The sequence below is a fragment of the Pandoraea sp. SD6-2 genome, assembly GCF_000389825.1.
Classification (GTDB): Bacteria; Pseudomonadota; Gammaproteobacteria; order Burkholderiales; family Burkholderiaceae; genus Pandoraea; species Pandoraea communis.
Genome location: NZ_KB944424.1, coordinates 72,972 through 93,438 on the forward strand (window position 1 = coordinate 72,972; position 20,467 = coordinate 93,438).

A 20,467-nucleotide genomic window follows, 5' to 3' on the forward strand; every position below is an offset into this window, starting at 1 on the left:
AGGACAATCTATGATCCATCCGAACGCACAAGTCACGCCGGGCCACGGTCCGGATATGGGCACGCCACGGCGCGAAAGCGAGGTGGATGTCACGCTCGAGATCGACGGCCAGACCGTGACCGTACCGGCCGGCACATCGATCATGCGTGCCGCCGCGGGTAACGACGTCAACATCCCCAAGCTATGCGCGACGGATTCGCTCGAGCCCTTCGGGTCCTGCCGGTTGTGTCTCGTCGAGATCGAGGGGCGGCGCGGGTTTCCTGCCTCGTGCACGACACCCGTCGAGCCGGGCATGAAGGTGCGTACGCAGTCGCCCAAGTTGCAGGATCTGCGTCGCAACGTGATGGAGCTTTACATCTCCGATCACCCGCTCGACTGCCTGACCTGTGCGGCCAACGGCGATTGCGAGTTGCAGGACATGGCGGGCGTGACCGGGCTGCGCGAGGTGCGCTACGGCTTCGATGGCGAGAACCACATCCAGAGCGCAAAGGACGAGTCGAATCCGTATTTCACGTATGACCCGTCGAAATGCATCGTCTGCAATCGCTGTGTGAGGGCGTGCGAGGAAACGCAGGGCACCTTTGCGCTGACGATCTCCGGCCGCGGTTTCGAGGCGCGCATCTCGGCCGGGCAGGACCAGCCGTTCATGGATTCGGAGTGCGTGTCGTGCGGCGCCTGCGTGGCGGCCTGCCCGACGGCCACGCTGCAGGAAAAAAGCGTCATCGAGATGGGGCAGCCCGAGCACGCGGTGGTGACGACATGTGCGTACTGCGGCGTCGGCTGTGCGTTCAAGGCGGAAATGAAGGGCGGGGAAGTCGTGCGCATGACGCCCTACAAGGACGGTCTGGCCAACGAAGGGCATGCCTGCGTGAAGGGGCGCTTTGCCTGGGGATATGCCACGCACAAGGAGCGCATCACCAAGCCGATGATCCGCAGCAAGATCACGGACCCGTGGCGCGAAGTGTCGTGGGACGAGGCGCTGGACTACGCGGCCTCGGAGTTCCGGCGGATTCAGGCGAAGTACGGGCGCGATGCCATCGGCGGCATCACCTCGTCGCGTTGCACGAACGAGGAAACGTATCTCGTGCAGAAGCTCGTGCGCGCAGCGTTCGGCAATAACAACGTCGACACCTGTGCGCGGGTGTGTCACTCGCCAACGGGCTACGGCCTGAAGCAGACGCTTGGCGAGTCTGCCGGCACGCAGACGTTCAAATCGATCGAGCACGCCGACGTCATTCTGGTGATGGGCGCCAACCCGACCGACGGCCATCCGGTCTTTGCGTCGCGGCTCAAGCGCCGGGTGCGCGAGGGGGCGAAGCTGATCGTGATCGATCCGCGCCGCATCGATATCGTCGACGGGCCGCATGTGAAGGCGGCATATCACTTGCCATTGCGTCCAGGGACCAATGTCGCCATGGTGAATGCACTCGCCCATGTCATCGTGACCGAGGGGCTTCTGGCCGACGCATTCATCGCCGAGCGATGCGAGGACCGGGCGTTCGCGCAGTGGCGCGATTTCGTGGCGCTGCCGGAGAATTCGCCCGAGGCGGTGTCGGTCGTCACCGGCGTGCCTGCCGAGCAGATTCGCGGCGCAGCCCGGTTGTACGCCACGGGCGGCAATGCTGCGATTTATTACGGACTGGGGGTAACCGAGCACGCGCAAGGGTCGACCACCGTCATGGGCATTGCGAATCTGGCGATGGCCACGGGTAACGTCGGGCGTGAGGGCGTGGGCGTGAACCCGTTGCGCGGGCAGAACAATGTGCAGGGGTCGTGCGACATGGGGTCGTTCCCCCACGAGTTGCCCGGCTATCGGCACGTCTCCGATACGTTGGTGCGCGAGCAGTTCGAGGCCGCGTGGGGTGTCACGCTGCAGGCCGAGCCGGGGCTGCGCATCCCCAACATGTTCGACGCCGCGATTCACGGCAGCTTCAAGGGGCTGTATTGCCAGGGCGAGGACATCGTGCAGTCCGACCCGAACACTCAGCACGTTGCGGCGGCCATGGAGGCGATGGAGTGCATCGTCGTGCAGGACATCTTCCTGAACGAGACCGCCAAGTACGCGCATGTTCTGCTGCCCGGCACGACGTTCCTCGAAAAGGACGGGACGTTCACGAACGCCGAGCGCCGCATCTCGCGCGTGCGCCGTGTCATGGCGCCGCTGCCGGGCATGGCCGACTGGGAAGTGACGATTGCGCTCGCGAAGCGGCTGGGCTACGAGATGCCGTACTCGCATCCGTCGCAGATCATGGACGAGATCGCCCGGCTCACGCCGACGTTCCATGGGGTGAGCTACGCACGTCTGGACGACGCGGGCAGCCTGCAATGGCCGTGCAACGACGACGCCCCGGACGGCACGCCGATCATGCACGTCGACACATTCGTGCGTGGGAAGGGGCGCTTCATCATGACGCGCTACGTGCCGACCGACGAAAAGGTCACGCCGCGTTATCCGCTGCTGCTTACCACGGGGCGTATCCTCTCGCAATACAATGTTGGCGCGCAGACACGCCGTACGCACAACGTTCACTGGCACGATGAAGACCGGCTCGAAATCCATCCGCACGACGCGCAAGAGCGGGGCATCAAGGATCGAGACTGGGTCGGTATTCGCAGCCGGGCGGGCGAGACGGTGTTGCGCGCGGTGCTCAGTGAGCGTATGCAGCCGGGCGTGGTGTATACGACGTTCCATTTCCCCGAGTCGGGGGCGAACGTCATCACGACCGACAATTCCGACTGGGCGACCAATTGTCCCGAGTACAAGGTGACGGCCGTGCAGGTGCTGCCTGTGGCGCAGCCTTCGGCATGGCAAGCCAGTTATTCGACGTTCAACCGCACGCAGCTCGAACTGCTCGATGCGGCCCGCACGTCCTCCGAGCCGATACCGGCGAAGTAGACGGCGATCAGTGAATTGAAGTGGAGCCAGCGTTTGACGATGTCCAACCCTTTAGGTGAGCGTGACGACAGACAGTCCGCCCGCGAATTGCGCGACGAAGACGCACCAGCCATTGCCGCACCGGTCTGCAACGTGGCGCCCGCTGCGATCGATCCGCAGGCGCTGACGCCGCACGCGACGTTCGCCGTGCGGCGCTTTCGCCGGGGCACATGGCAGCAGGCGAGCGACGAGTTGGCCGAGGAGGTGCCGGTTGCGCTGGAGTTCAACGGTATCTCCCATGTCGTGATGCTCGCGACCCCGGCCGATATCGAAGACTTTGCGCTGGGTTTTGCCCTGTCCGAGGGCATTCTGAACGACCGGCGCGAGTGCTATGGCGTTGACGTGACGGCGACGCCGTTGGGGATTACCGCGCATCTCGAAGTCTCGTCGCGGGCGTTCGCCGGGCTCAAGGAGCGTCGCCGTAATCTCACGGGCCGTACCGGATGCGGGCTGTGCGGCACGGAAAGCCTGGATCAGGTGCTGCGGCCGTTGCCGGCGGCGGGCCCGGCGTTGCGCGTGTCGCATGCCGCGCTGGCCGCAGCCTATGCCGGACTGGCGCAGCATCAGCCGTTGAACGGGGTGACCGGCGCGGTGCACGGCGCGGCCTGGTGTTCGCCGCAAGGCGAGGTGCTTTGCCTGCGCGAAGACGTCGGCCGGCACAACGCGCTCGACAAATTGATTGGCGCACTCGCGCGCGACGGACAGGCGTTCGATAGCGGATTTTTGTTGATGACGAGTCGTGCGAGCGTCGAAATCGTACAAAAGGCCGCGCAGGTCGGCATTCCGATGGTTGCGGCAGTCTCTGCGGCCACAGCGCTCGCGGTGCGAACGGCGCAGGCCGCAGGTGTCGCGCTGGTGGGTTTCGTGCGGGGGGAGCAGTGTGTCATCTACACGGGCGGGGCGGCGCTCGACGCCGGTGTCTGACGGCAACGATGGAGCGGGAGACATCTGATGGACGGTAACAACCTCGTGCGCATGGCCAATCGCATCGCAGACTTCTTCGAATCGTTGCCTGATCGGGAGGAAGCGCTGGGCGAAGTCGCCACGCATCTGCACAAGTTCTGGGACCCGCGCATGCGTACCCAGATTCTGGCGCTGGCCGACACGCCCGCCGCCGCGGGGATGCACTCGCTCCTGCGTGATGCGCTAACCCGTCATCGCGAACGGCTGATGCCATCAAACTAGTTCCATCAAGCTGAGGCCTGTGCGACGCGAGCGTACGCAGCTCGCGGTATAGTAGAAGAAACGGTCGCGCACTCGCGCGGCCTCACACTAGCGGAGGACTCGATGAACGATACCCGCACGCGCAAGCCCAGCCCACAGCCTCCTCTCAAGGAGGACGCAGTGGAGCACGACCTCGACGAGGCACTCGAAGAGACCTTTCCGGCGAGCGACCCTGTTTCCATCGGAGTCGACAAACCGAAGCGTGCCCCTGCGTCGATCGATACCGGCAAGACGCCGAAACCGTAATGTTCCCGGTGGGGTTGCGGTAGGTTTGCGGCGCAATGCCGGTGGATTGTGTACCAATCCGGTCTGTTCGCCGCACAGCCCCGTCTGATGGGGCCGCCGGCCGAAAATAAATCTCCGCCTCGGCATGGGTTTGACGCCCGGCCGGGGCGAATTCGTGGCAAAATGCCGCGCCTGACTCTCTCAGGCTGGGACTGTAGGAAATAAATGGCGGCAGGTACGGTAAAAAAAGTTCGACGCTACGCGCTGGAAACCATCGATGTGATGGGGCAGAGCGGGCTTGGCGTCGTCGAGCGCCCCGATGGGCGTTTCGTCATGTATCCGGAATACTGGACACAGACGCAGGCGCTCAGCCAAAAAATGCGCACGTTGTACCGCCGTAATTGCCAGCTCGAGTACCAATTGGCGAAGCTCACGCGCGAACTCGATCGTTTGCGCAGTGTGGTCGATACGCCGCGCCCCGCAGGGAATCCGCAAGCGTCATTGCCCGGTACCGACGTGCAGCAGCCTGAGGCCAAGCTCGAACACAATTCCACCGCCGAATTGCCGCCACGACGACGCAAACGCGCCGCCTGAGTGCTGTTGCCGTGACAACAATGTCCTGCCAATATCGCTCCAGTCCCTACCGATTTACCCTGTAACGTTACCGAATCTCCCTCAACATTCAGTTTTCTGCCCGCTTCGCCGACCATCATGGCGCTTACCGCATCGCAACTCGAAACCTTCCGTAACGACGGTTATCTGATCCTTCCGCGCTATGTGGCGCAGGCCGACTGCGAGGCGATTCTGGCCGATGCGCGAGCGCAGTTGGCGGCAGCAACGCCGCCGCTGGAGTTCGAAGCCGATGTGGGTTACGAAGGAGCGCCGGAGTCGCGTGACGCGGAGGGTGGTCAGACCGTCCGTCGTCTGCTCAAGGCTTACGACCGTGGCGAGGCGCTGCGCCGTTGGGCAACCCGCCCCGATCTCGTCGAGTCGCTCGCGCAGATCTTCGGGGAGGACGTGGTGCTCACGCTGGCGCATCACAATTGCGTGATGACCAAGCACCCGCACTTCGGCACCGCCACCGGCTGGCATCGCGATATCCGTTACTGGTCGTTCCTGCAGAATTCGCTGATTTCCGTGTGGCTTGCGCTTGGGCCGGAAACCCGTAGCAATGGCGCGTTGCGTTTCATCCCGGGCTCGCATCGCGAGCAACACAAGCCGCACCAACTCGATTCGCTCGACTTCCTGCGCCCCGACGAGCCGGACAATCAACCGCTCGTTGCCCGTGGCCAACAGGTGGAACTGGCACAAGGCGATGTCGTGCTGTTCCACAGCGGCCTGTTCCATGCCGCTGGCCGTAACGAGGGCGATACCACGAAGTTCTCCGTGGTGTTTGCGTATCGCGGTGAGAGCAATCCGCCAACGCCGGGCACGCGCTCGGCATCGGCCGGCGAAGTGGCGCTCGGCCACTGACATTGCGGCTGCCGGGGATGGCTATCCCCGGTGCCACCTCGGTTTTTTGGGTGCTTTCCTAAAGCGACGGGCACCTTTTCCCGCGTAGACTCTCCGGCCACCCTTATGGCCTCACATGCTGGCGCAGGTGCCCTCTATTGCTGGGAAGGCGATGCTGTGCTGCGCCAGTAATCTGGCTGACGCCATGCCATCACAAGTGTCGTGTCGCTCCTGCGGACGTCGTTGCGCGGGACGCGCGCGGCCTCTTCCGGAGGAGATACGTGTCCCATTCGCCCATTTCACCCTCAGCACCACCCGCTGCCTCGCCGGCGGTGCCCGATGCGTCCGTTGCCGCTGGCCGTGCCACCTGGGGCTCCCGGTTGGGGTTCGTTCTGGCGGCGTCGGGTTCCGCCGTGGGGCTCGGCGCCGTCTGGAAGTTTCCTTACGTGGTGGGCGCGCACGGTGGCGGTGCGTTTCTTGTCCTGTATCTCGGCTGCGTGCTGACGCTTGGCGTTGCCCTGTTGCTTGCCGAGATGACTATCGGCCGGTTGACGGGCAAGTCTATGACGACGGCGTTGCGTGAGCTGGGCGGACGCCGTTGGGCGTGGGTTGGGCGCATCGCCACATTCAACGCCTTTGCGATTCTGTCGTTTTACGTTGTGGTCGGCGGCTGGACGGTAGCGTATCTGAAGCGGGCGATCACGGGTGACGTACTGGCCGTCGACACGGAACGTCTGGTCAGCGAATTCTCCGCGTTCATCGCGGACCCGGCCGCGTCACTTGTGAGCATGGGGGTGTTTCTGGGGCTGACGTGCATCATCGTTGCCGCAGGGGTGCAGAAGGGCATCGAGCGCGCCGGCAAGTGGCTCATGCCTGCGCTGTTCCTGCTGATGCTGCTGGTCATTGCGCGCGCGCTTACGCTGCCGGGGGCCATGGCCGGTGTCGCGTGGTTTCTCACGCCAGACTTCTCCGTCATTTCGGGCAGTACCTTGCTTGAAGCGTTGGGGCTGGCGTTCTTCTCGCTGTCGCTCGGTGCCGGCATGATCGTGGTCTATGGCTCATACCTGCCCAAGGACGCGAAGCTGGCCGGCTCAGCCGTCTGGGTAGCAACGCTCGCCACGCTTGCCTGCTTTCTCGCCGGGCTGATGATTCTGCCCGCCGTGTTCGCCTTCGGTGTGGCGCCCAACGCCGGGCCGGGGCTGACCTTCATCACGATGCCCGCGATATTCGCGCAGATGCCGTTCGGTCATCTCGTGGCGGTGGCCTTCTTCCTGTTGTTGCTGTTCGCAGCGCTGACGTCGGCAGTCTCGCTGTTCGAGCCGGTCACAGCGTTTCTCATCGATGAATACCAATGGCGTCGCGGGCCGGCCGTGGTGGCCGTGCTGGTGACGACATTTCTCTTTGGCGCACCTGCCGCGCTGTCTTTCGGCGTGTGGTCGGATGTGCGGCTCTTCGACCGGACGATCTTCGATCTGATGGATTACGTGACCGTCAATCTGCTGATGCCGGCGGGTGGATTGTGTGTGGCGCTCTTTGTCGGTGCGTGCATCTGGCCGTCGGCACGCACCGTACTTGAGGGCACACGCGGGCAGTGGTTTGTACCCGTGTGGCGCGCGCTACTGCTCGTTCTCACGCCCGTCGCGATCTTCGGCGTCTGGTATCAGAGTCTCTGAGGTGAGGCCGGACGGGCCATCACGCCTGTCCGGTATTGTCGCGATGCCAGCGCACAGCGAACCGCCAGTCAATCTGAATAGATGAACCGCCGGATCGGCGTGAACGTTGCGAGAGGACATCGGCAGTCAATCAGCCGCCGATAGCCGCCGATTACGCCACCGGTGTTCTCATCGTCACCCACTCTTCTGCGGCCGTGGGGTGCACCGCGAGTGTGCGGTCGAAGTCGGCCTTCGTTGCGCCCATCGATAACGCCACGCCGAGCAACTGCACCTGCTCGCCCGCGTGATCGCCCACCATGTGCGCGCCGACGATTTTGTCGGTCGCGCCGTCCACAAGCAGCTTCATCAGAATCTTCTCCTGACGACCGGATAACGTCGCCTTGAGCGGACGGAACGACGCCTTGTAGACCTTGAGCTGTGAATACTGCACGCGCGCGTCGCTTTCGGTCAGGCCCACGACACCGATCTCGGGCGTACTGAACACGGCCGTCGGAATCAGCTTGTGGTCGACGCGCGTCGTGCGCTCGCCGAACACCGTGTCGGCGAACGCCTGACCTTCGCGAATGGCCATCGGCGTGAGATTGACGCGGTCGGTGACGTCCCCCACGGCAAAGATCGACGGCACATTGGTGCGAGAGAATTCATCGACGATCACGGCACCCTTGTCGTCGAGCGCCACGCCGCTTGCGGCAAGGCCGAGGCCCTGCGTGTATGGCACACGTCCGGCTGCGCTCAACAGCACGTCGGCTTCGTGTGTACTTCCGTCGGACAGCGTGATGCGTAAGCGGTCCTGCACCTTGTCCGCGCGTTCCACTTTGCGCTCCAGCAGCACCTCGATGCCGCGCTCGCGATAGGCGGCTTCGAGGGCGGTGCGTACCTCTTCGTCAAAGCCGCGCAACAGATGCGGGCCGCGATGCACGAGCGTGACTTTCGAGCCGAGTCCGGCAAATACCCCTGCGAACTCCAGAGCGATGTAGCCGCCGCCGATGATCGTGACGCGCTCGGGGAGCGACGCGAGATGAAACACTTCGTTCGACGAGATGGCATGCTCGCGACCGATGAAATGGGGCTGATCTGCCGGTTTACCGCCCGTGGCAATCAGAATGTGGCGGGCGGTGATGCGCTCGCCTGTCGCGGGCAGCACAACCGTGTGCGGCCCTTCAACCACGGCACGCGCCGCGATCAGTTCGGCACCCGCGCGTTCGAGGTTGGTGCGGTAGATGCCCTCGAGCCGGGCGATCTCGCTGTCTTTGCGTGCGATGAGTGTCTTCCAGTCGAACTTGGGCGGCGGCACTTGCCATCCGAAACCTGCTGCATCTTCGAACTCATCGGCGAAGCGGCTCGCATAGACGAGCAGCTTTTTCGGGACGCACCCGCGAATCACGCAGGTGCCACCGACGCGAAACTCCTCGGCCACCTTCACGCGTGCGCCATACTGCGCCGCGACGCGCGCGGCACGCACACCGCCGGAGCCGGCACCGATCACGAAAAGATCCACATCGAACTGGGGCATTGCTAACTCCTATTTGTCATGCGGCACATCGCGCTGCCGGAATGATTCGGACAGCGTCGCGACGGCCATCGCTTCTCGCGTTGAGCGATTGTGCCAGAGACCCGTGCATGACGTCGGCGTGTCCCCCGCGCTTTCAGACGCATCCGAGCCAGTTTCAGCCACCATCCTGTGCCAATTCGGCATACGGCGCATCGCCCGTCAATCCGGGTTTTCGTACGGTCGTGCATTTCCATTGATTCGCATCAATGCGCCGGGTGAAGCGCGGGACGACAATCGAAGGCATCGAAAGTCGATCAATGCTTGAACGGTGCGCGTGGCGGCTGACCCACGAGGTGTCGCAGACGTTTCGCCGAAGAAGCAATCGCGGCTGCCGGATGTTTCTGAAATGAAACACTTCATCGGGATTGTCTTGGCATTACGCGAATGGTGGGAATGGAAGTGCATAAGAATCAAACGGTTATCGCTTGTGGCGCGAAATTTGCTCTGACTCTGCCAATACAGGCGGGATTCACCGCCGGCATAAGAGGATGTCATGACAAAGTCGCTCTCTCGCCTCATGGGCGCCACGATGGCGTTGGCATGGTTGTGTGGCTTCTGGATAGCGGCATCGGCACATGCCGCGAGTCCGCCGGGCACCGCGAGTTATTCGGGCGCCGTGGCAAGCGAGAAGGCCGCAACCGCCAGCACCCGGCATGGCACCCGGCCGTCGCGGGCCGCGCGCGCGAAGCGTGCGGCCCGAGCGCCGGCTTTCCTGCCGCCGGGTTCACCGCCACCGGCACTTGCCGGCGTGGCACCGGCGCCGTGGAACGACGTGTTCGCTCAGGCGGGCGCCTGGGCGTCCGATCCGATCATCGTGAGCGGTCAGACCCTGGGCGGCACGCTCGGCAATGCCGGGTTGACGAAGGGGGCGGAAGGCTTGGTCACCGGGCCTCGTGCCGGGCTGACGGGGCTGTATCAAACCGTCTGGCATCGTGCGCTCTCCAACCCTGTGCTGAGCGCTCAGCTCTTCGCCGGGTCTCCCGAATACTTCGGACTGCATTTCTAAGCCGATGGGCATTGCGGCGGGACACGCTTGCACGTCTCGCGCGACCCATTCGAAGCGCATGCCCGACTCACCTCGACGTTGATCGTCTTCCGATGCATCGTGTGTGCCGGAACCGTCGTCATACGCTATCCCTCATGCCGGCGAAGCCCGCGTCCGCTCTGCATCTCGGACACGTCGCCCGCCGCATGAACCTTTCTCTCGCGCTTGCCTCGCCAAGATCAATGCGGTTAGGATTAACCCGCGGTTCAAGCGTGGCATTGCCTCAAGACATGCCGACTGCCGGCATGCCATTCCGTTCTGGAGCCCTCTAATGAGCACGCCCGAAGTCTCTGTGCAAAGTCCTCCCCAGAAGAAAGCGTTTCCCATCGGATTGATGGTCGGCGTGATCGTCATGATCGCCGTGCTCCTGGTTCCCATGCCCAACGATCTGCCGGTCGCGGGTCACCGCATGCTGGCAATTCTTGCCTTCGCCGTGGTGGTGTGGATTAGCGAAGCGGTGTCGTACGAAGCGAGTGCCATCATCATCACTTCGTTGATGGCCTTCCTCGTGGGGACCGCGCCCACGGTGCAGAACCCCAGTGTCGAGTACGGCACATCGAACGCCATCAGCATGGCGCTTGCCGGCTTTTCGAATTCGGCGCTTGCGCTCGTGGCCGGCGCATTGTTCATTGCCGCAGCCATGACGCTGACCGGACTCGACCGGCGCATCGCACTCGTCACGCTCTCGAAGATCGGCACCAGCACACGCCGCGTGATGGTTGGTGCGATCGCCGTGACGATCCTGCTCTCGCTCGTGGTGCCGAGCGCCACGGCTCGCAGTGCCTGCGTGGTGCCGATCATGATGGGCGTGATCGCCGCCTTCGGTGTCGATAAGCGCTCGAACATCGCGGCCGGGATCATGATCATCGTGGCGCAGGCGACAAGCATCTGGAACGTCGGTATTCAGACAGCGGCTGCACAGAACCTGCTGACCGTGGGCTTCATGGACAAGATGCTCGGCGATCGGATTACGTGGGCCGAGTGGCTGGTCGCGGGTGCGCCGTGGGCCGTCATCATGTCGGTGATCCTCGTGGTGCTCGTGCTCAAGATGATGCCGCCCGAAGCCGACGCCATCGCTGGCGGCAAGGAAGCCGTGGAAGCGCAACTGCGTGAAATGGGGCCGATGACGAGCGCGCAGAAGCGTCTGCTCGCCGTGTCGATCGGCCTGTTGCTGTTCTGGGCGACGGAGGGCAAGCTGCATCACTTCGACACCACGTCGGTGACCTACGTCGGCCTGGTGGTGCTGATGCTGCCGCGCTTCGGCGTAATGACCTGGAAAGATGTGCAGTCGCGTATTCCCTGGGGCACGGTGATCGTGTTCGGTGTGGGTATCAGTCTCGGTACCGCGCTGCTGACGACGCAGGCCGGCCAATGGCTGGGCAATCATGTGGTCGCCGCAACCGGCCTTGATTCGCTCCCGACACTGTGGGTCTTCGCGATTCTGGCGGCATTCCTGATCCTGATTCACCTGGGCTTCGCCAGCGCCACCGCGCTCACCTCGGCCATGCTGCCGATTCTGATCGCCGTGCTGCAAACGTTGCCGGGTGACTTTAACCGGCTGGGTATCGCCATGTTGCTCGGTTTCACGGTGAGCTTCGGTTTCATCCTGCCGATCAATGCGCCGCAGAACATGGTGTGTCTGGGTACCGACACCTTCACGGCAAAGCAGTTCGCGAGAGTCGGTATCGTGATCACTCTCGTGGGGTATGCGCTACTGTTGCTCTTCGCCGCGACGTACTGGCGCTGGTTGGGCTGGCTCTAAGCCGCGCAGACCGAACAAGGATTCAATATGCGAATTCCCTTGAGGGACGCCATCGACTTCGGCAAGCAACTGCTGCTCGCCCAAGGCGTGCCCGACGATATTGCGCTTGACGTCGCGCATCATCTGGTCGAGTCGGACCGTGTCGGTTATGCGAGCCACGGGCTCTCGATTCTGCCGACGTACCGCAAGGTGCTCGAAGACGGACAGGTCAACCCGAACGGACGCCCGACCGTGCTCACCGATCACGGCAATCTGCTGCTGTATGAAGGCAATGGCGGGTTCGGTCAGCACGTGGGCAAGTTCGTGGTCGAGCATGCCATTGCGCGCGCCTTCGACAAGGGCGTGTGCATCCTCACGCTGCGCAACAGCCACCATCTGGGCCGGATGGGGCAGTATGGCGAGATGGTGGCCCATCAGGGGCTGATCTTCATGGCGTTCACCAACGTGACGAACCGCATGCCGATGGTGGCCCCGTACGGTGGCCGCGAGCCGCGCCTGACGACCAACCCGCTGTGTTTTGCCGGACCGTTGCCGAACAACCGCCCGCCGCTCGTGGTGGACATGGCCACCAGCGCCATGGCGATCAACAAGGCGCGTGTGCTGGCAGCCGAAGGCAAGCAGGCGCCGCCAGGCTCGCTGATCGATGGCTACGGGAACCCGTCGACCGATCCGAACACACTCTTTACCGAGCCGTTCGGGGCACTGCTGCCGTTCGGCGGCCACAAGGGCTACGCGTTGGGGGTTGTGACGGAATTGCTTGCCGGTGTGCTTTCGGGCGGTGGCACGATTCAGCCGGAACACCCGCGTGCCGGTGTGGCGACGAACAATATGTTTGCGATCGTGCTCAATCCTCAGGTCGATTTTTCGGCGACATGGCGCTCGCATGAGGTCGAGGCGTTCATCGACTATCTGACGTCGTGCCCGCCGCAACCGGGCTTCGACCGGGTGCAGTATCCGGGCGAGTATGAGGCGCAGAACCGCAAGAAGCATCATGATCGCATCGAACTGACGCCCCAGATTTGGGAGTCGTTGATGAAGATGGCTGCGGAGCTTGACGTCCCTGCGCCGCGTACGTTGTAAGCCGGGGCGAACAGGGGCCGTATATCTGCAATGTTCCCTTTGTGCGACGATGGCAATACGAAGAAGCTTGGAATTGGGCGATGCCTGTGGCATTGCAGGGAGAAATGAAAGGCATGGCATTACTCAAGGTCGACGTGGTAAGCACCGAGCGGGCGATATTTTCGGGTGAGGCGCGCTTTGTCGCGGTGCCCGGAACATCGGGCGAGCTGGGCGTACTTCCCGGACACACGCCGTTGCTCACGGCGGTGCGCCCCGGTACCGTCAGAATCGAAGCGGGTGACGGCACGGATACGTTTTTGTACATCGCGGGCGGCTTCGTGGAGATTCAGCCCGATCGGGTAACGGTTCTGGCCGATACCGCCATACGTGCCGAAAGCCTTGACGAGGCTCGCGCTCAGCGAGCCCGCGAGGAAGCCAAGGCGCTGCTCGAGACGCAGGCGAGCGATATCGATTACGCCAAGGCGCAGGCCGAACTGACCGAGGCCGTGGCGCAATTGCAGGCGATCCGGCGCATGCGCAGGCAGAAGGAAACTCGCTGAGCGGGCAAGCCGCCACTCACGCCGAGCGCATCACCTCCGGCACCACGCCAACGCACTCAGGCATCAACAAGCAAGACAGGCAGTCCTCATGGACTGCCTTTTTTTTCGCCTTCGCTCCCCCAATCGAGAGGTGCAACCGCCTGAGGTAAACCCCGAGTCGATTCGGCTTGCGTCATTTTTTTGAAATCACTATATTTCTTTCAAATAACAGTTATTGCACTGAAATAACTGTTTATGAAAAATGCGATAGTCGGCTTGTCGCCCTCTCAATGCACGCGTGATCTCACGCGTCGGTGTCCCTGGAGTTCAAATGAGCGAGACAGCAAAGCAAACGGAACAGGAAGTTCTCTTCACGCAGATCGGCCGCGTTGCGGTGATTACGTTGAACCGCCCGCAGGCGCTCAACGCCTGGACCATCGCCATGCGCGAACTGATCATCGAAGCGCTCGAGCGCTTCAATGCCGACGAGTCCGTGGCAGCCGTGATCATGACCGGCGCAGGCCGCGCCTTCTCGGCCGGGCAGGATCTGGCCGAAGCGAAGCACTTCGACGGCGACACCGCCATCGAGTGGATCAAGGGCTGGGAGCATTACTACGACGTGATCCGCAGCCTGAAGAAGCCGTTGGTCATGGCGCTGAACGGCACGGCGGCCGGTTCGGCCTTCCAGGTGTCGCTGCTGGGCGACATTCGTGTCGGCCACCCCGGCGTGCGCATGGGCCAGCCGGAGATCAATGCCGGGATCGCGAGCACGACCGGTCCGTGGATCATGAATCACATGCTGGGCCTGTCGCGCACTATCGAACTCACGCTCACGGGCCGCTTGATGGAAGCCGAAGAGTGCCATCGTCTGGGGCTGATCCATCACCTCGTGCCGGAAGAGAAGGTGTTCGAGAAGGCGCTGGAGATTGCGTCCGATCTGGCCGAGAAGCCGCCGGTGGCCATGCGTCTGGACAAGCAACGTTTTCGCGAGATGACCGAAGGCACGTTCCAGGACGCCATCGAAGCCGGCATGCGCATTCAGCGCGAATCGTACGAATCGGGAGAGCCGGCGCGCATGATGGCCGCGTTCTTTGCCAAGCGCGCTGCCAAGGCCGAGGCGGCAAAGGCCTGAGCGATACCGGTCGCCGTCGAACGACGTCCCGCCGCCCGGCCTCGCGCGCATTGCTGCCGGGTGGTGAACATCACAGGACATGCGCGTTGCGTCTGTCCACACGCTAGCGGAGTTTTCCATGTCTCACTCGCACGACCCGCAAAACCCGTCCCGTCGCCGCCTCATGCAAATGGCCGGTACTGCCGCGCTGGCAAGCGCCTTGCCGTTGGCTGCATCGCGTACGGCGTACGCACAGGCACGCCAATTGATCGTCTCCGATCCGGGGGGGCCATACACCGTAGCCTACCGCCGTGCGTTCTACGACCCGTTCGAGAAGGCCACTGGCATCAAGGTCGTGAGTGTGGCGCGCGAGTCGCAGCCGGTGGCGCAGTTCGCGGCCATGGTGCAGACCAAGAACTACGTGTGGGATGTGACGACGCTCACACTCTCGGCCGATATTCCCTATCTCGAGTCGAAAGGCTTTCTCGAGCCCATCGGCATGAAGGCCGGCGACTTCCCCGGCATCATGCCCGAGGCGGTGACGGCCGACTGGCTGGGCGTCGACGTGTATTCGACCGTGCTGGCCTATCGCACCGACAAGTTCCAGAAAGAAGCGCCGCAGACGTGGGCAGACTTCTGGGACGTGAAGCGCTTCCCTGGCCGCCGCTCGCTGCGCCGCAGCCCGCTCGACACGCTGGAACAAGCGCTCATGGCCGACGGCGTGCCCATCGATAAGCTGTATCCGCTCGATCTCGACCGTGCGTTCAAGTCGCTCGACAAGATCAAGCCGCACATCAATCTGTGGTGGACGTCCGGCGCACAAGCCATGCAGGCGATTCAGAGCGGCGACGTCGACATGATGTCGACGTGGAACGGCCGCGCGCAGGCCGCCATCGACAACAAGGCACCGGTGAAGATCGTCTGGAATCAGGGGCTGTATTCCATCGAAGGGTGGGGGATTCCGAAGGGCACGCCGCGCGCCGAGTTCGCCAAGCAGTTCGTGCGGTTCTGCGGCGATCCGGCCCGTCAGTCGCTCATTACGCAGGATCTCGCGTATGGCCCGACCAACCTCAAGGCGTTCGACGCCATCCAGAAGGATCGCGCACTGCTGTTGCCGACGGCACCGGCCAATTTGAAGGGGATGCGTCTGCCGAGTCCGCAGTGGTGGGCCGAGAACCGCACGAAGGCCACCGAGCGTTTCAACGCGTGGCTGTTGTCGTAAGGGGCGAGAGGCATCGGAGCCGGATGAGACGAACATGAGTACCAAACTGGAAACCATCGGTCTTGCCAAGACGTACCGCGAGACCCCCGCGCTTCTGCCGACCGACCTTCGGGTCGCGGCAGGAGAATTTCTCACCTTGCTCGGGCCGTCGGGCTCGGGCAAGACCACGCTGTTGCAGATGATTTCGGGGCTGGTCGAGCCCAGCGCCGGGCAACTTCTCATCGACGGGCGCGACGCCACGCACGACGCGCCGGGCAAACGCGGCATCGGGATGGTGTTCCAGAGTTACGCGCTCTTTCCGCACATGACCGTCTGGGACAACGTGGCATACGGGTTGCGCATGCGCAAACTGCCGCGCGCCGAGCTGGCGCCGGCCGTGGACGCCGCATTGGCAATGGTCAAGATGCAGGCCTTTGCGCAGCGTCTGCCGTCGGAGTTGTCGGGCGGGCAGCAGCAGCGCATCGCGCTTGCGCGCTGCTTCGCCTTCCGTCCCTCGATCATCCTGCTCGACGAGCCGCTTGGCGCGCTCGACAAAAAGCTGCGCGAACACATGCAGATGGAGATCCGGCGTCTGCATCAGGAATTGGGGGCGACATTCATCTACGTCACCCACGATCAGGACGAGGCGCTCACGCTGTCCGACCGGATCTGTCTGATGAATCAGGCACGTATCGAGCAGATCGGCACTCCGGCACAGTTGTACGACCGTCCGGCGACACGCTTTGCGGCGGATTTCCTCGGTCATTCCAACTTGCTCGACGGCGTGGTCGAACGTGTGGCCGACGGCCGCGTTGCCTTGCGTGTGGGCGACCGTCTGGTACCCGTCGGCCCGGGTCCGGACCTGCCGGCAGCGGGGGCCGCCAGTCTGCTGGTGCGTCCGGAAGCGGCGCGGCTGACCTCGCCCGAAGACGGCGCGCTCGCCGGCACGATACGCGAAGTCGTGTTCCTGGGGGCGGACACGCGCGCGATCGTGTCGCTGGGGCAGGGGGCCGAGCGCGATGATGGTGCCGACTTCACCGTGCGCTGCCCGCGCGATCTCACGCCGAGTGTCGGCGAGCGCGTCGGTCTGGCGTGGGATCACGGCCGCGCGACGCTGCTCACGCGCTGAGTCTTTTACCCGACGCCCAAGTCATCCGCTTCAGGAGTATTTGCCATGTGGCTTGTTCAACGCCTGCCTCAGGCGGGGCCCCGTATTGCCTGGCCGCAGCATCTGGCCCGGTGGCTGCCGGCCTTGCCCGCGTTACTGTTCCTCGCAGTGTTCTTCATCGTGCCGGTCGTCGAGATTCTGCAAGGCGGCCTGTACGATGGCGACGGCGTGCTCTCGGTCGCGCAGTTTGCCCGTATGACGCATTCGGCCGTGTACGTCAAAGTGCTGGCCTCGACATTCTGGATCGCTTTTCTCACAGCAGCACTCTCCGTCTTGCTCGGCTATCCGGTGGCGTACCTGTTGGCGCGTCTGCCGGCGCGCTCGCGCGAGCGCTGGTTGCTGTGGATCGTGCTGCCGTTCTGGACGAGTTATCTCGTCAAGACGTATGCGTGGATGCTGCTGCTCTCCAAGACAGGTTTGCTGACGGTCGTGGCGACGCATCTCGGTCTGATCGACAGCACGAGCACACTGGCGCCGTCGCTCACCGGTGTGCTGATCGGCATGGTGCACGCCATGCTGCCGCTCGCGGTCATGACCATGCTGCCGATCATGCGCGGCATCAACATGCAACTCGTGCAGGCGGCGCAGACCCTCGGGGCCGACCGCGCGACCGGCTTTTTCACCGTTTTTCTGCCGCTGTCGGGGGCAGGCGCCGCTGCGGCCGGATTGCTGGTCTTCATCTCGAGCCTGGGCTTTTTCATCGTACCTGCGCTGCTGGGTTCGCCGCGTGAGTCGATGGTCGCGCAACTCGTCATCTCATCCGTGCTGGAACTGTTCGACCTGCGCTTCGCCGGCGCGCTCTCGAGCGTGCTGCTGCTGTGCTCGATTGTCGTGTTCTACGTGTACGACCGGGTCGTGGGGTTGTCGTCGCTGGCCGGCGAGGCGCCGGAGCGCCGCGCAGGGTCGGGCGGGCGCATGCTGCCCGCGCTCATCGCCATCGGACGCCTCGCGGGCAAGCTGTCGTGGGGGCGCGAGCGCGTGGAGGGCGGGTTTGGCCTGAAGACCTATACGTGGGCGGTCGTGCTTGCCCTGGTGCTGCCGATCGCCTTCGTGGTGCCGCTGGCCTTCACCAAGCAGTCGTTCGTGGCATTTCCGCCTGAGCTCTTCACGATGAAATGGTTCGTGGCGTTCCTCGAATCGAGCGTGTGGCAGGCAGCGCTGTTGCGCTCGCTCGGGGTGGGCTTTGCCACTGCAGCTCTGGCACTGGTTCTCGGTTTCGGTGCAAGTCTGGCGCTTGTGCGGTTGCCGTCGCGCTGGCGCAAGCCGTTGTTCGCCGTGTTCATCGCGCCGCTGATCGTGCCGCGCATCGTGGTAGCCGTCGGTCTGCTGTATCTGTTTGCGCGCTGGGAACTGGCGGGCACCAACGCTGGCCTGGTCATCGGCCATACCGTGCTCGCGATCCCGTATGTCGTGGTCACGCTGTCGGCGAGCTTCAAGCGCTTCGACTGGCGACTTGACGATGCCGCCAAGATGCTCGGCGCTTCGGCCTTCACGCGCGTGCGCACTGTGTTGCTGCCGCTGATGGCCGCAAGTCTGGGCTCGGCCTTCCTGTTTGCTTTCATCGTGTCGTTCGACGACCTGACGATTGCCATCTTCGTCTCTGGCGGTATCAACACCACGCTGCCCAAGCAGATGTGGGACGACATCCAGTTGGCCGTCACGCCGACGCTGGCGGCTGTCGCGACCTCGCTGGTGTTCCTGATGGTGTTCATCGTCTGGCTGTCTTCGATCTTCAAACGCAAGAGCTATTGATATCCGCGGATTTCCGTATGTCCATGTCCAACGTTGCCCGAGTTGCGCCGGTGAATGCGCAGTCGTCTTCACATCCTTCGCCGTCGCATCCATATACGCGGTACTTTCCCCAGCGGGCCGAGGGCGACCGGCTCGATGTCGTGCCGCTGCTGATGGCGGGCCTTCAGGGAGCATCGGCCAAACCCGTCGTCGTGTTCGAGGGCGAAGCCATCGGCCGTGCGCAGATGGCAGCACGCGTCGGTGCCTTTCAGGCGTGGTTCGCGGCGCAGGGCCTCGTGCCGGGCGACCGGGTCGCCGTCATGCTGGGCAACAGCGCGGCGCAGGTGGCGCTGATCTACGCGCTCATGCTGTCCGGGCTGGTGTGGGTGCCGGTCAATACGCGTCTGAAGGGCGATGGGATCGAATATCTGCTCGGCCATGCCAAGCCGAAGCTGCTCATCGCGGAACCGGCCTTCGCCGAGGTGCTGGACGCCGGTGTGGCGCTTGCCGCACAGCAGCCGGATCATCACGGGACGCGCGTTGTGCGCCGCCTGCTGGCCGAGGTGACCGCACAAGCCGCCGCTTATGCCGGTGCCAGACCGGTGGCTGCACACGTCACACCCGCGTCGGTGCTGTGCATCATCTACACGTCGGGCACGACGGGCGCGCCCAAGGGCGTGCTGTTCACGCACCGCATGATGCGCATCGCCAGTGAGGCCGCGCTGCGCGTCGCAGAGGTTCGCGATGGCGACCGGCTGTTCCTGTGGGAGCCGTTGTGCCACATCGGCGGCGCACAAATGTTGTTGCTGCCGTTTCTCGCCGATGTCGAGATGCATGTCGTGGAGCGATTCTCCGCAAGCCGCTTCTGGCAGCAATGTGCGGCCGCGCAGGCAACGCATCTGCATTACCTCGGCGGTATCCTCGATATCCTCATGCAACTGCCGCGCGAAGCACAGCCGGCGCAGAATTCCCTGCGCGTGGCATGGGGCGCGGGCGTGTCTGCCAGCGCATGGCAGGCGACGCAAGCGCGTCTGCAATGCACGTTGCGCGAGTGCTACGGTATGACGGAGTGTTCGAGCTTCGCCACGCTCAACGACGCGGACATGCCGGGTTCCATCGGCCATGCCTTGCCGTGGCTGACGCTGGAACTGCTCGACGACGAGGGACGGCCGGTGGCGGACGGTGAACCGGGGGAAATCGTCCTGTCGAGCGAGGTGGAAGGGGCATTTTTACCGGGCTATCTCGACAATCCCGAAGCCACGTCGAAGGCATTGCGCGACGGCAAGCTCTTCACGGGGGACAGCGCACGCCGCAGTGCTGACGGCAGTCTGGTCTTCATCGGCCGTCGCACGGACAGCATGCGGGTACGCGGCGAGAACGTATCTGCCTGGGAGATCGAGCGTGTGTTCGCGCGGCATCCGGCGGTGGCCGCATGTGCCGCCATCGGTATCGCGAGCGACATCGGCGAGCAGGATGTCATGCTGTACGTGCAGTTCCGCGACGCTCAGGCCGTCGACTGGACGGTGCTCTCGCAATGGGCTGCCGATAAACTCGCCAGCTACCAGCGGCCACGCTACTATCGCGAGACCGCGCACTTCGAAACCACGCCGTCGGAGCGCATTCGCAAGCATCTGCTCTCACGCGATACCCGCGATGCGTGGGAGACGACGGCGACAAAGTGATGGGGGCGGGGCAGGGTAGCGGTGCCGTCGATGAGGCAATGACGGTGATTCATCGGTTATCGGTATAAGATATAAAGTTATTTTTATGAGATAATCGCCCTCTGCCTG

17 protein-coding genes are annotated in these 20,467 nt (G+C 63.6%); 16 read left to right on the forward strand and 1 reads right to left on the reverse strand.

The genetic code is table 11. From position 1 onward, the window contains the following. The first annotated feature begins 10 nt into the window (after positions 1-10). The 7 genes from fdhF to C266_RS03090 all read left to right on the forward strand — a co-directional run bounded on the left by fdhF (position 11) and on the right by C266_RS03090 (position 7,509). Positions 11-2,896, forward strand: coding sequence for a formate dehydrogenase subunit alpha (gene fdhF, locus C266_RS03060; RefSeq protein ID WP_010807824.1), 2,886 nt, complete (start codon positions 11-13; stop codon positions 2,894-2,896). A 33-nt stretch (positions 2,897-2,929) separates the two neighbouring features. Further along, positions 2,930-3,859, forward strand: a complete 930-nt coding sequence (fdhD, locus tag C266_RS03065; protein WP_081636133.1) for a formate dehydrogenase accessory sulfurtransferase FdhD — start codon at positions 2,930-2,932, stop codon at positions 3,857-3,859. Between the two features lie 27 nt (positions 3,860-3,886). Continuing rightward, a complete protein-coding gene (locus tag C266_RS03070) occupies positions 3,887-4,120 on the forward strand; it encodes a formate dehydrogenase subunit delta (protein ID WP_010807826.1) in 234 nt (77 codons plus the stop codon). A gap of 102 nt (positions 4,121-4,222) precedes the next feature. Continuing rightward, positions 4,223-4,405, forward strand: coding sequence for a hypothetical protein (locus C266_RS03075; RefSeq protein ID WP_010807827.1), 183 nt, complete (start codon positions 4,223-4,225; stop codon positions 4,403-4,405). 204 nt (positions 4,406-4,609) lie between these two features. After that, positions 4,610-4,978: a hypothetical protein gene (locus tag C266_RS03080; RefSeq protein WP_010807828.1), complete on the forward strand. Its 369-nt coding sequence runs from the start codon at positions 4,610-4,612 to the stop codon at positions 4,976-4,978. Positions 4,979-5,095: 117 nt separating this feature from the next. After that, positions 5,096-5,857 carry a phytanoyl-CoA dioxygenase family protein gene (locus C266_RS03085; protein ID WP_010807829.1) on the forward strand — a complete coding sequence of 254 codons (762 nt, stop codon included), beginning with the start codon at positions 5,096-5,098 and terminating at the stop codon, positions 5,855-5,857. A gap of 260 nt (positions 5,858-6,117) precedes the next feature. Then, positions 6,118-7,509 (forward strand): sodium-dependent transporter, encoded by a 1,392-nt coding sequence (locus C266_RS03090; protein ID WP_081636134.1) that lies wholly within the window; start codon positions 6,118-6,120, stop codon positions 7,507-7,509. A 151-nt stretch (positions 7,510-7,660) separates the two neighbouring features. Here C266_RS03090 and gor read toward each other — a convergent pair whose 3' ends face one another. Then, positions 7,661-9,022 carry a glutathione-disulfide reductase gene (gor, locus tag C266_RS03095; RefSeq protein WP_010807831.1) on the reverse strand — a complete coding sequence of 454 codons (1,362 nt, stop codon included), beginning with the start codon at positions 9,020-9,022 and terminating at the stop codon, positions 7,661-7,663. 532 nt (positions 9,023-9,554) lie between these two features. On the opposite strand from gor, the gene C266_RS03100 reads away from it, so the two are divergent. The 9 genes from C266_RS03100 (at position 9,555) to C266_RS03140 (ending at position 20,359) form a co-directional block, all read left to right on the forward strand. Beyond that, positions 9,555-10,067, forward strand: coding sequence for a hypothetical protein (locus C266_RS03100; RefSeq protein WP_010807832.1), 513 nt, complete (start codon positions 9,555-9,557; stop codon positions 10,065-10,067). A gap of 310 nt (positions 10,068-10,377) precedes the next feature. Continuing rightward, the gene (locus C266_RS03105; RefSeq protein WP_010807833.1) at positions 10,378-11,868 is read left to right on the forward strand and encodes a DASS family sodium-coupled anion symporter; all 1,491 of its coding nucleotides are present in this window, start codon (positions 10,378-10,380) and stop codon (positions 11,866-11,868) included. 27 nt (positions 11,869-11,895) lie between these two features. Then, positions 11,896-12,948, forward strand: a complete 1,053-nt coding sequence (locus C266_RS03110; RefSeq protein ID WP_010807834.1) for an Ldh family oxidoreductase — start codon at positions 11,896-11,898, stop codon at positions 12,946-12,948. 113 nt (positions 12,949-13,061) lie between these two features. Further along, positions 13,062-13,487: a F0F1 ATP synthase subunit epsilon gene (locus C266_RS03115; protein WP_010807835.1), complete on the forward strand. Its 426-nt coding sequence runs from the start codon at positions 13,062-13,064 to the stop codon at positions 13,485-13,487. 310 nt (positions 13,488-13,797) lie between these two features. Next, complete coding sequence (locus C266_RS03120) at positions 13,798-14,598, forward strand: enoyl-CoA hydratase/isomerase family protein (RefSeq protein WP_010807836.1); 801 nt, start codon at positions 13,798-13,800, stop codon at positions 14,596-14,598. 118 nt (positions 14,599-14,716) lie between these two features. After that, positions 14,717-15,799 carry an ABC transporter substrate-binding protein gene (locus C266_RS03125; protein ID WP_010807837.1) on the forward strand — a complete coding sequence of 361 codons (1,083 nt, stop codon included), beginning with the start codon at positions 14,717-14,719 and terminating at the stop codon, positions 15,797-15,799. A gap of 34 nt (positions 15,800-15,833) precedes the next feature. Then, complete coding sequence (locus C266_RS03130) at positions 15,834-16,907, forward strand: ABC transporter ATP-binding protein (RefSeq protein WP_010807838.1); 1,074 nt, start codon at positions 15,834-15,836, stop codon at positions 16,905-16,907. A gap of 45 nt (positions 16,908-16,952) precedes the next feature. After that, a complete protein-coding gene (locus tag C266_RS03135; protein WP_010807839.1) occupies positions 16,953-18,698 on the forward strand; it encodes an ABC transporter permease subunit in 1,746 nt (581 codons plus the stop codon). 17 nt (positions 18,699-18,715) lie between these two features. Then, entirely contained in the window at positions 18,716-20,359 is a 1,644-nt protein-coding gene (locus C266_RS03140; RefSeq protein ID WP_010807840.1) for an AMP-binding protein, read from the forward strand. Positions 20,360-20,467 lie beyond the last annotated feature (108 nt).

What these genes read in the sequence shown, in the direction of transcription:
- fdhF (WP_010807824.1), top strand. Translation starts at nt 11, where the DNA reads ATGATCCATCCGAACGCACAAGTCACGCCGGGCCACGGTCCGGATATG.
- C266_RS03070 (WP_010807826.1), top strand. Translation starts at nt 3,887, where the DNA reads ATGGACGGTAACAACCTCGTGCGCATGGCCAATCGCATCGCAGACTTC.
- C266_RS03075 (WP_010807827.1), top strand. Translation starts at nt 4,223, where the DNA reads ATGAACGATACCCGCACGCGCAAGCCCAGCCCACAGCCTCCTCTCAAG.
- C266_RS03080 (WP_010807828.1), top strand. Translation starts at nt 4,610, where the DNA reads ATGGCGGCAGGTACGGTAAAAAAAGTTCGACGCTACGCGCTGGAAACC.
- C266_RS03085 (WP_010807829.1), top strand. Translation starts at nt 5,096, where the DNA reads ATGGCGCTTACCGCATCGCAACTCGAAACCTTCCGTAACGACGGTTAT.
- gor (WP_010807831.1), bottom strand. Translation starts at nt 9,022, where the DNA reads ATGCCCCAGTTCGATGTGGATCTTTTCGTGATCGGTGCCGGCTCCGGC.
- C266_RS03100 (WP_010807832.1), top strand. Translation starts at nt 9,555, where the DNA reads ATGACAAAGTCGCTCTCTCGCCTCATGGGCGCCACGATGGCGTTGGCA.
- C266_RS03105 (WP_010807833.1), top strand. Translation starts at nt 10,378, where the DNA reads ATGAGCACGCCCGAAGTCTCTGTGCAAAGTCCTCCCCAGAAGAAAGCG.
- C266_RS03110 (WP_010807834.1), top strand. Translation starts at nt 11,896, where the DNA reads ATGCGAATTCCCTTGAGGGACGCCATCGACTTCGGCAAGCAACTGCTG.
- C266_RS03115 (WP_010807835.1), top strand. Translation starts at nt 13,062, where the DNA reads ATGGCATTACTCAAGGTCGACGTGGTAAGCACCGAGCGGGCGATATTT.
- C266_RS03120 (WP_010807836.1), top strand. Translation starts at nt 13,798, where the DNA reads ATGAGCGAGACAGCAAAGCAAACGGAACAGGAAGTTCTCTTCACGCAG.
- C266_RS03125 (WP_010807837.1), top strand. Translation starts at nt 14,717, where the DNA reads ATGTCTCACTCGCACGACCCGCAAAACCCGTCCCGTCGCCGCCTCATG.
- C266_RS03130 (WP_010807838.1), top strand. Translation starts at nt 15,834, where the DNA reads ATGAGTACCAAACTGGAAACCATCGGTCTTGCCAAGACGTACCGCGAG.
- C266_RS03135 (WP_010807839.1), top strand. Translation starts at nt 16,953, where the DNA reads ATGTGGCTTGTTCAACGCCTGCCTCAGGCGGGGCCCCGTATTGCCTGG.
- C266_RS03140 (WP_010807840.1), top strand. Translation starts at nt 18,716, where the DNA reads ATGTCCATGTCCAACGTTGCCCGAGTTGCGCCGGTGAATGCGCAGTCG.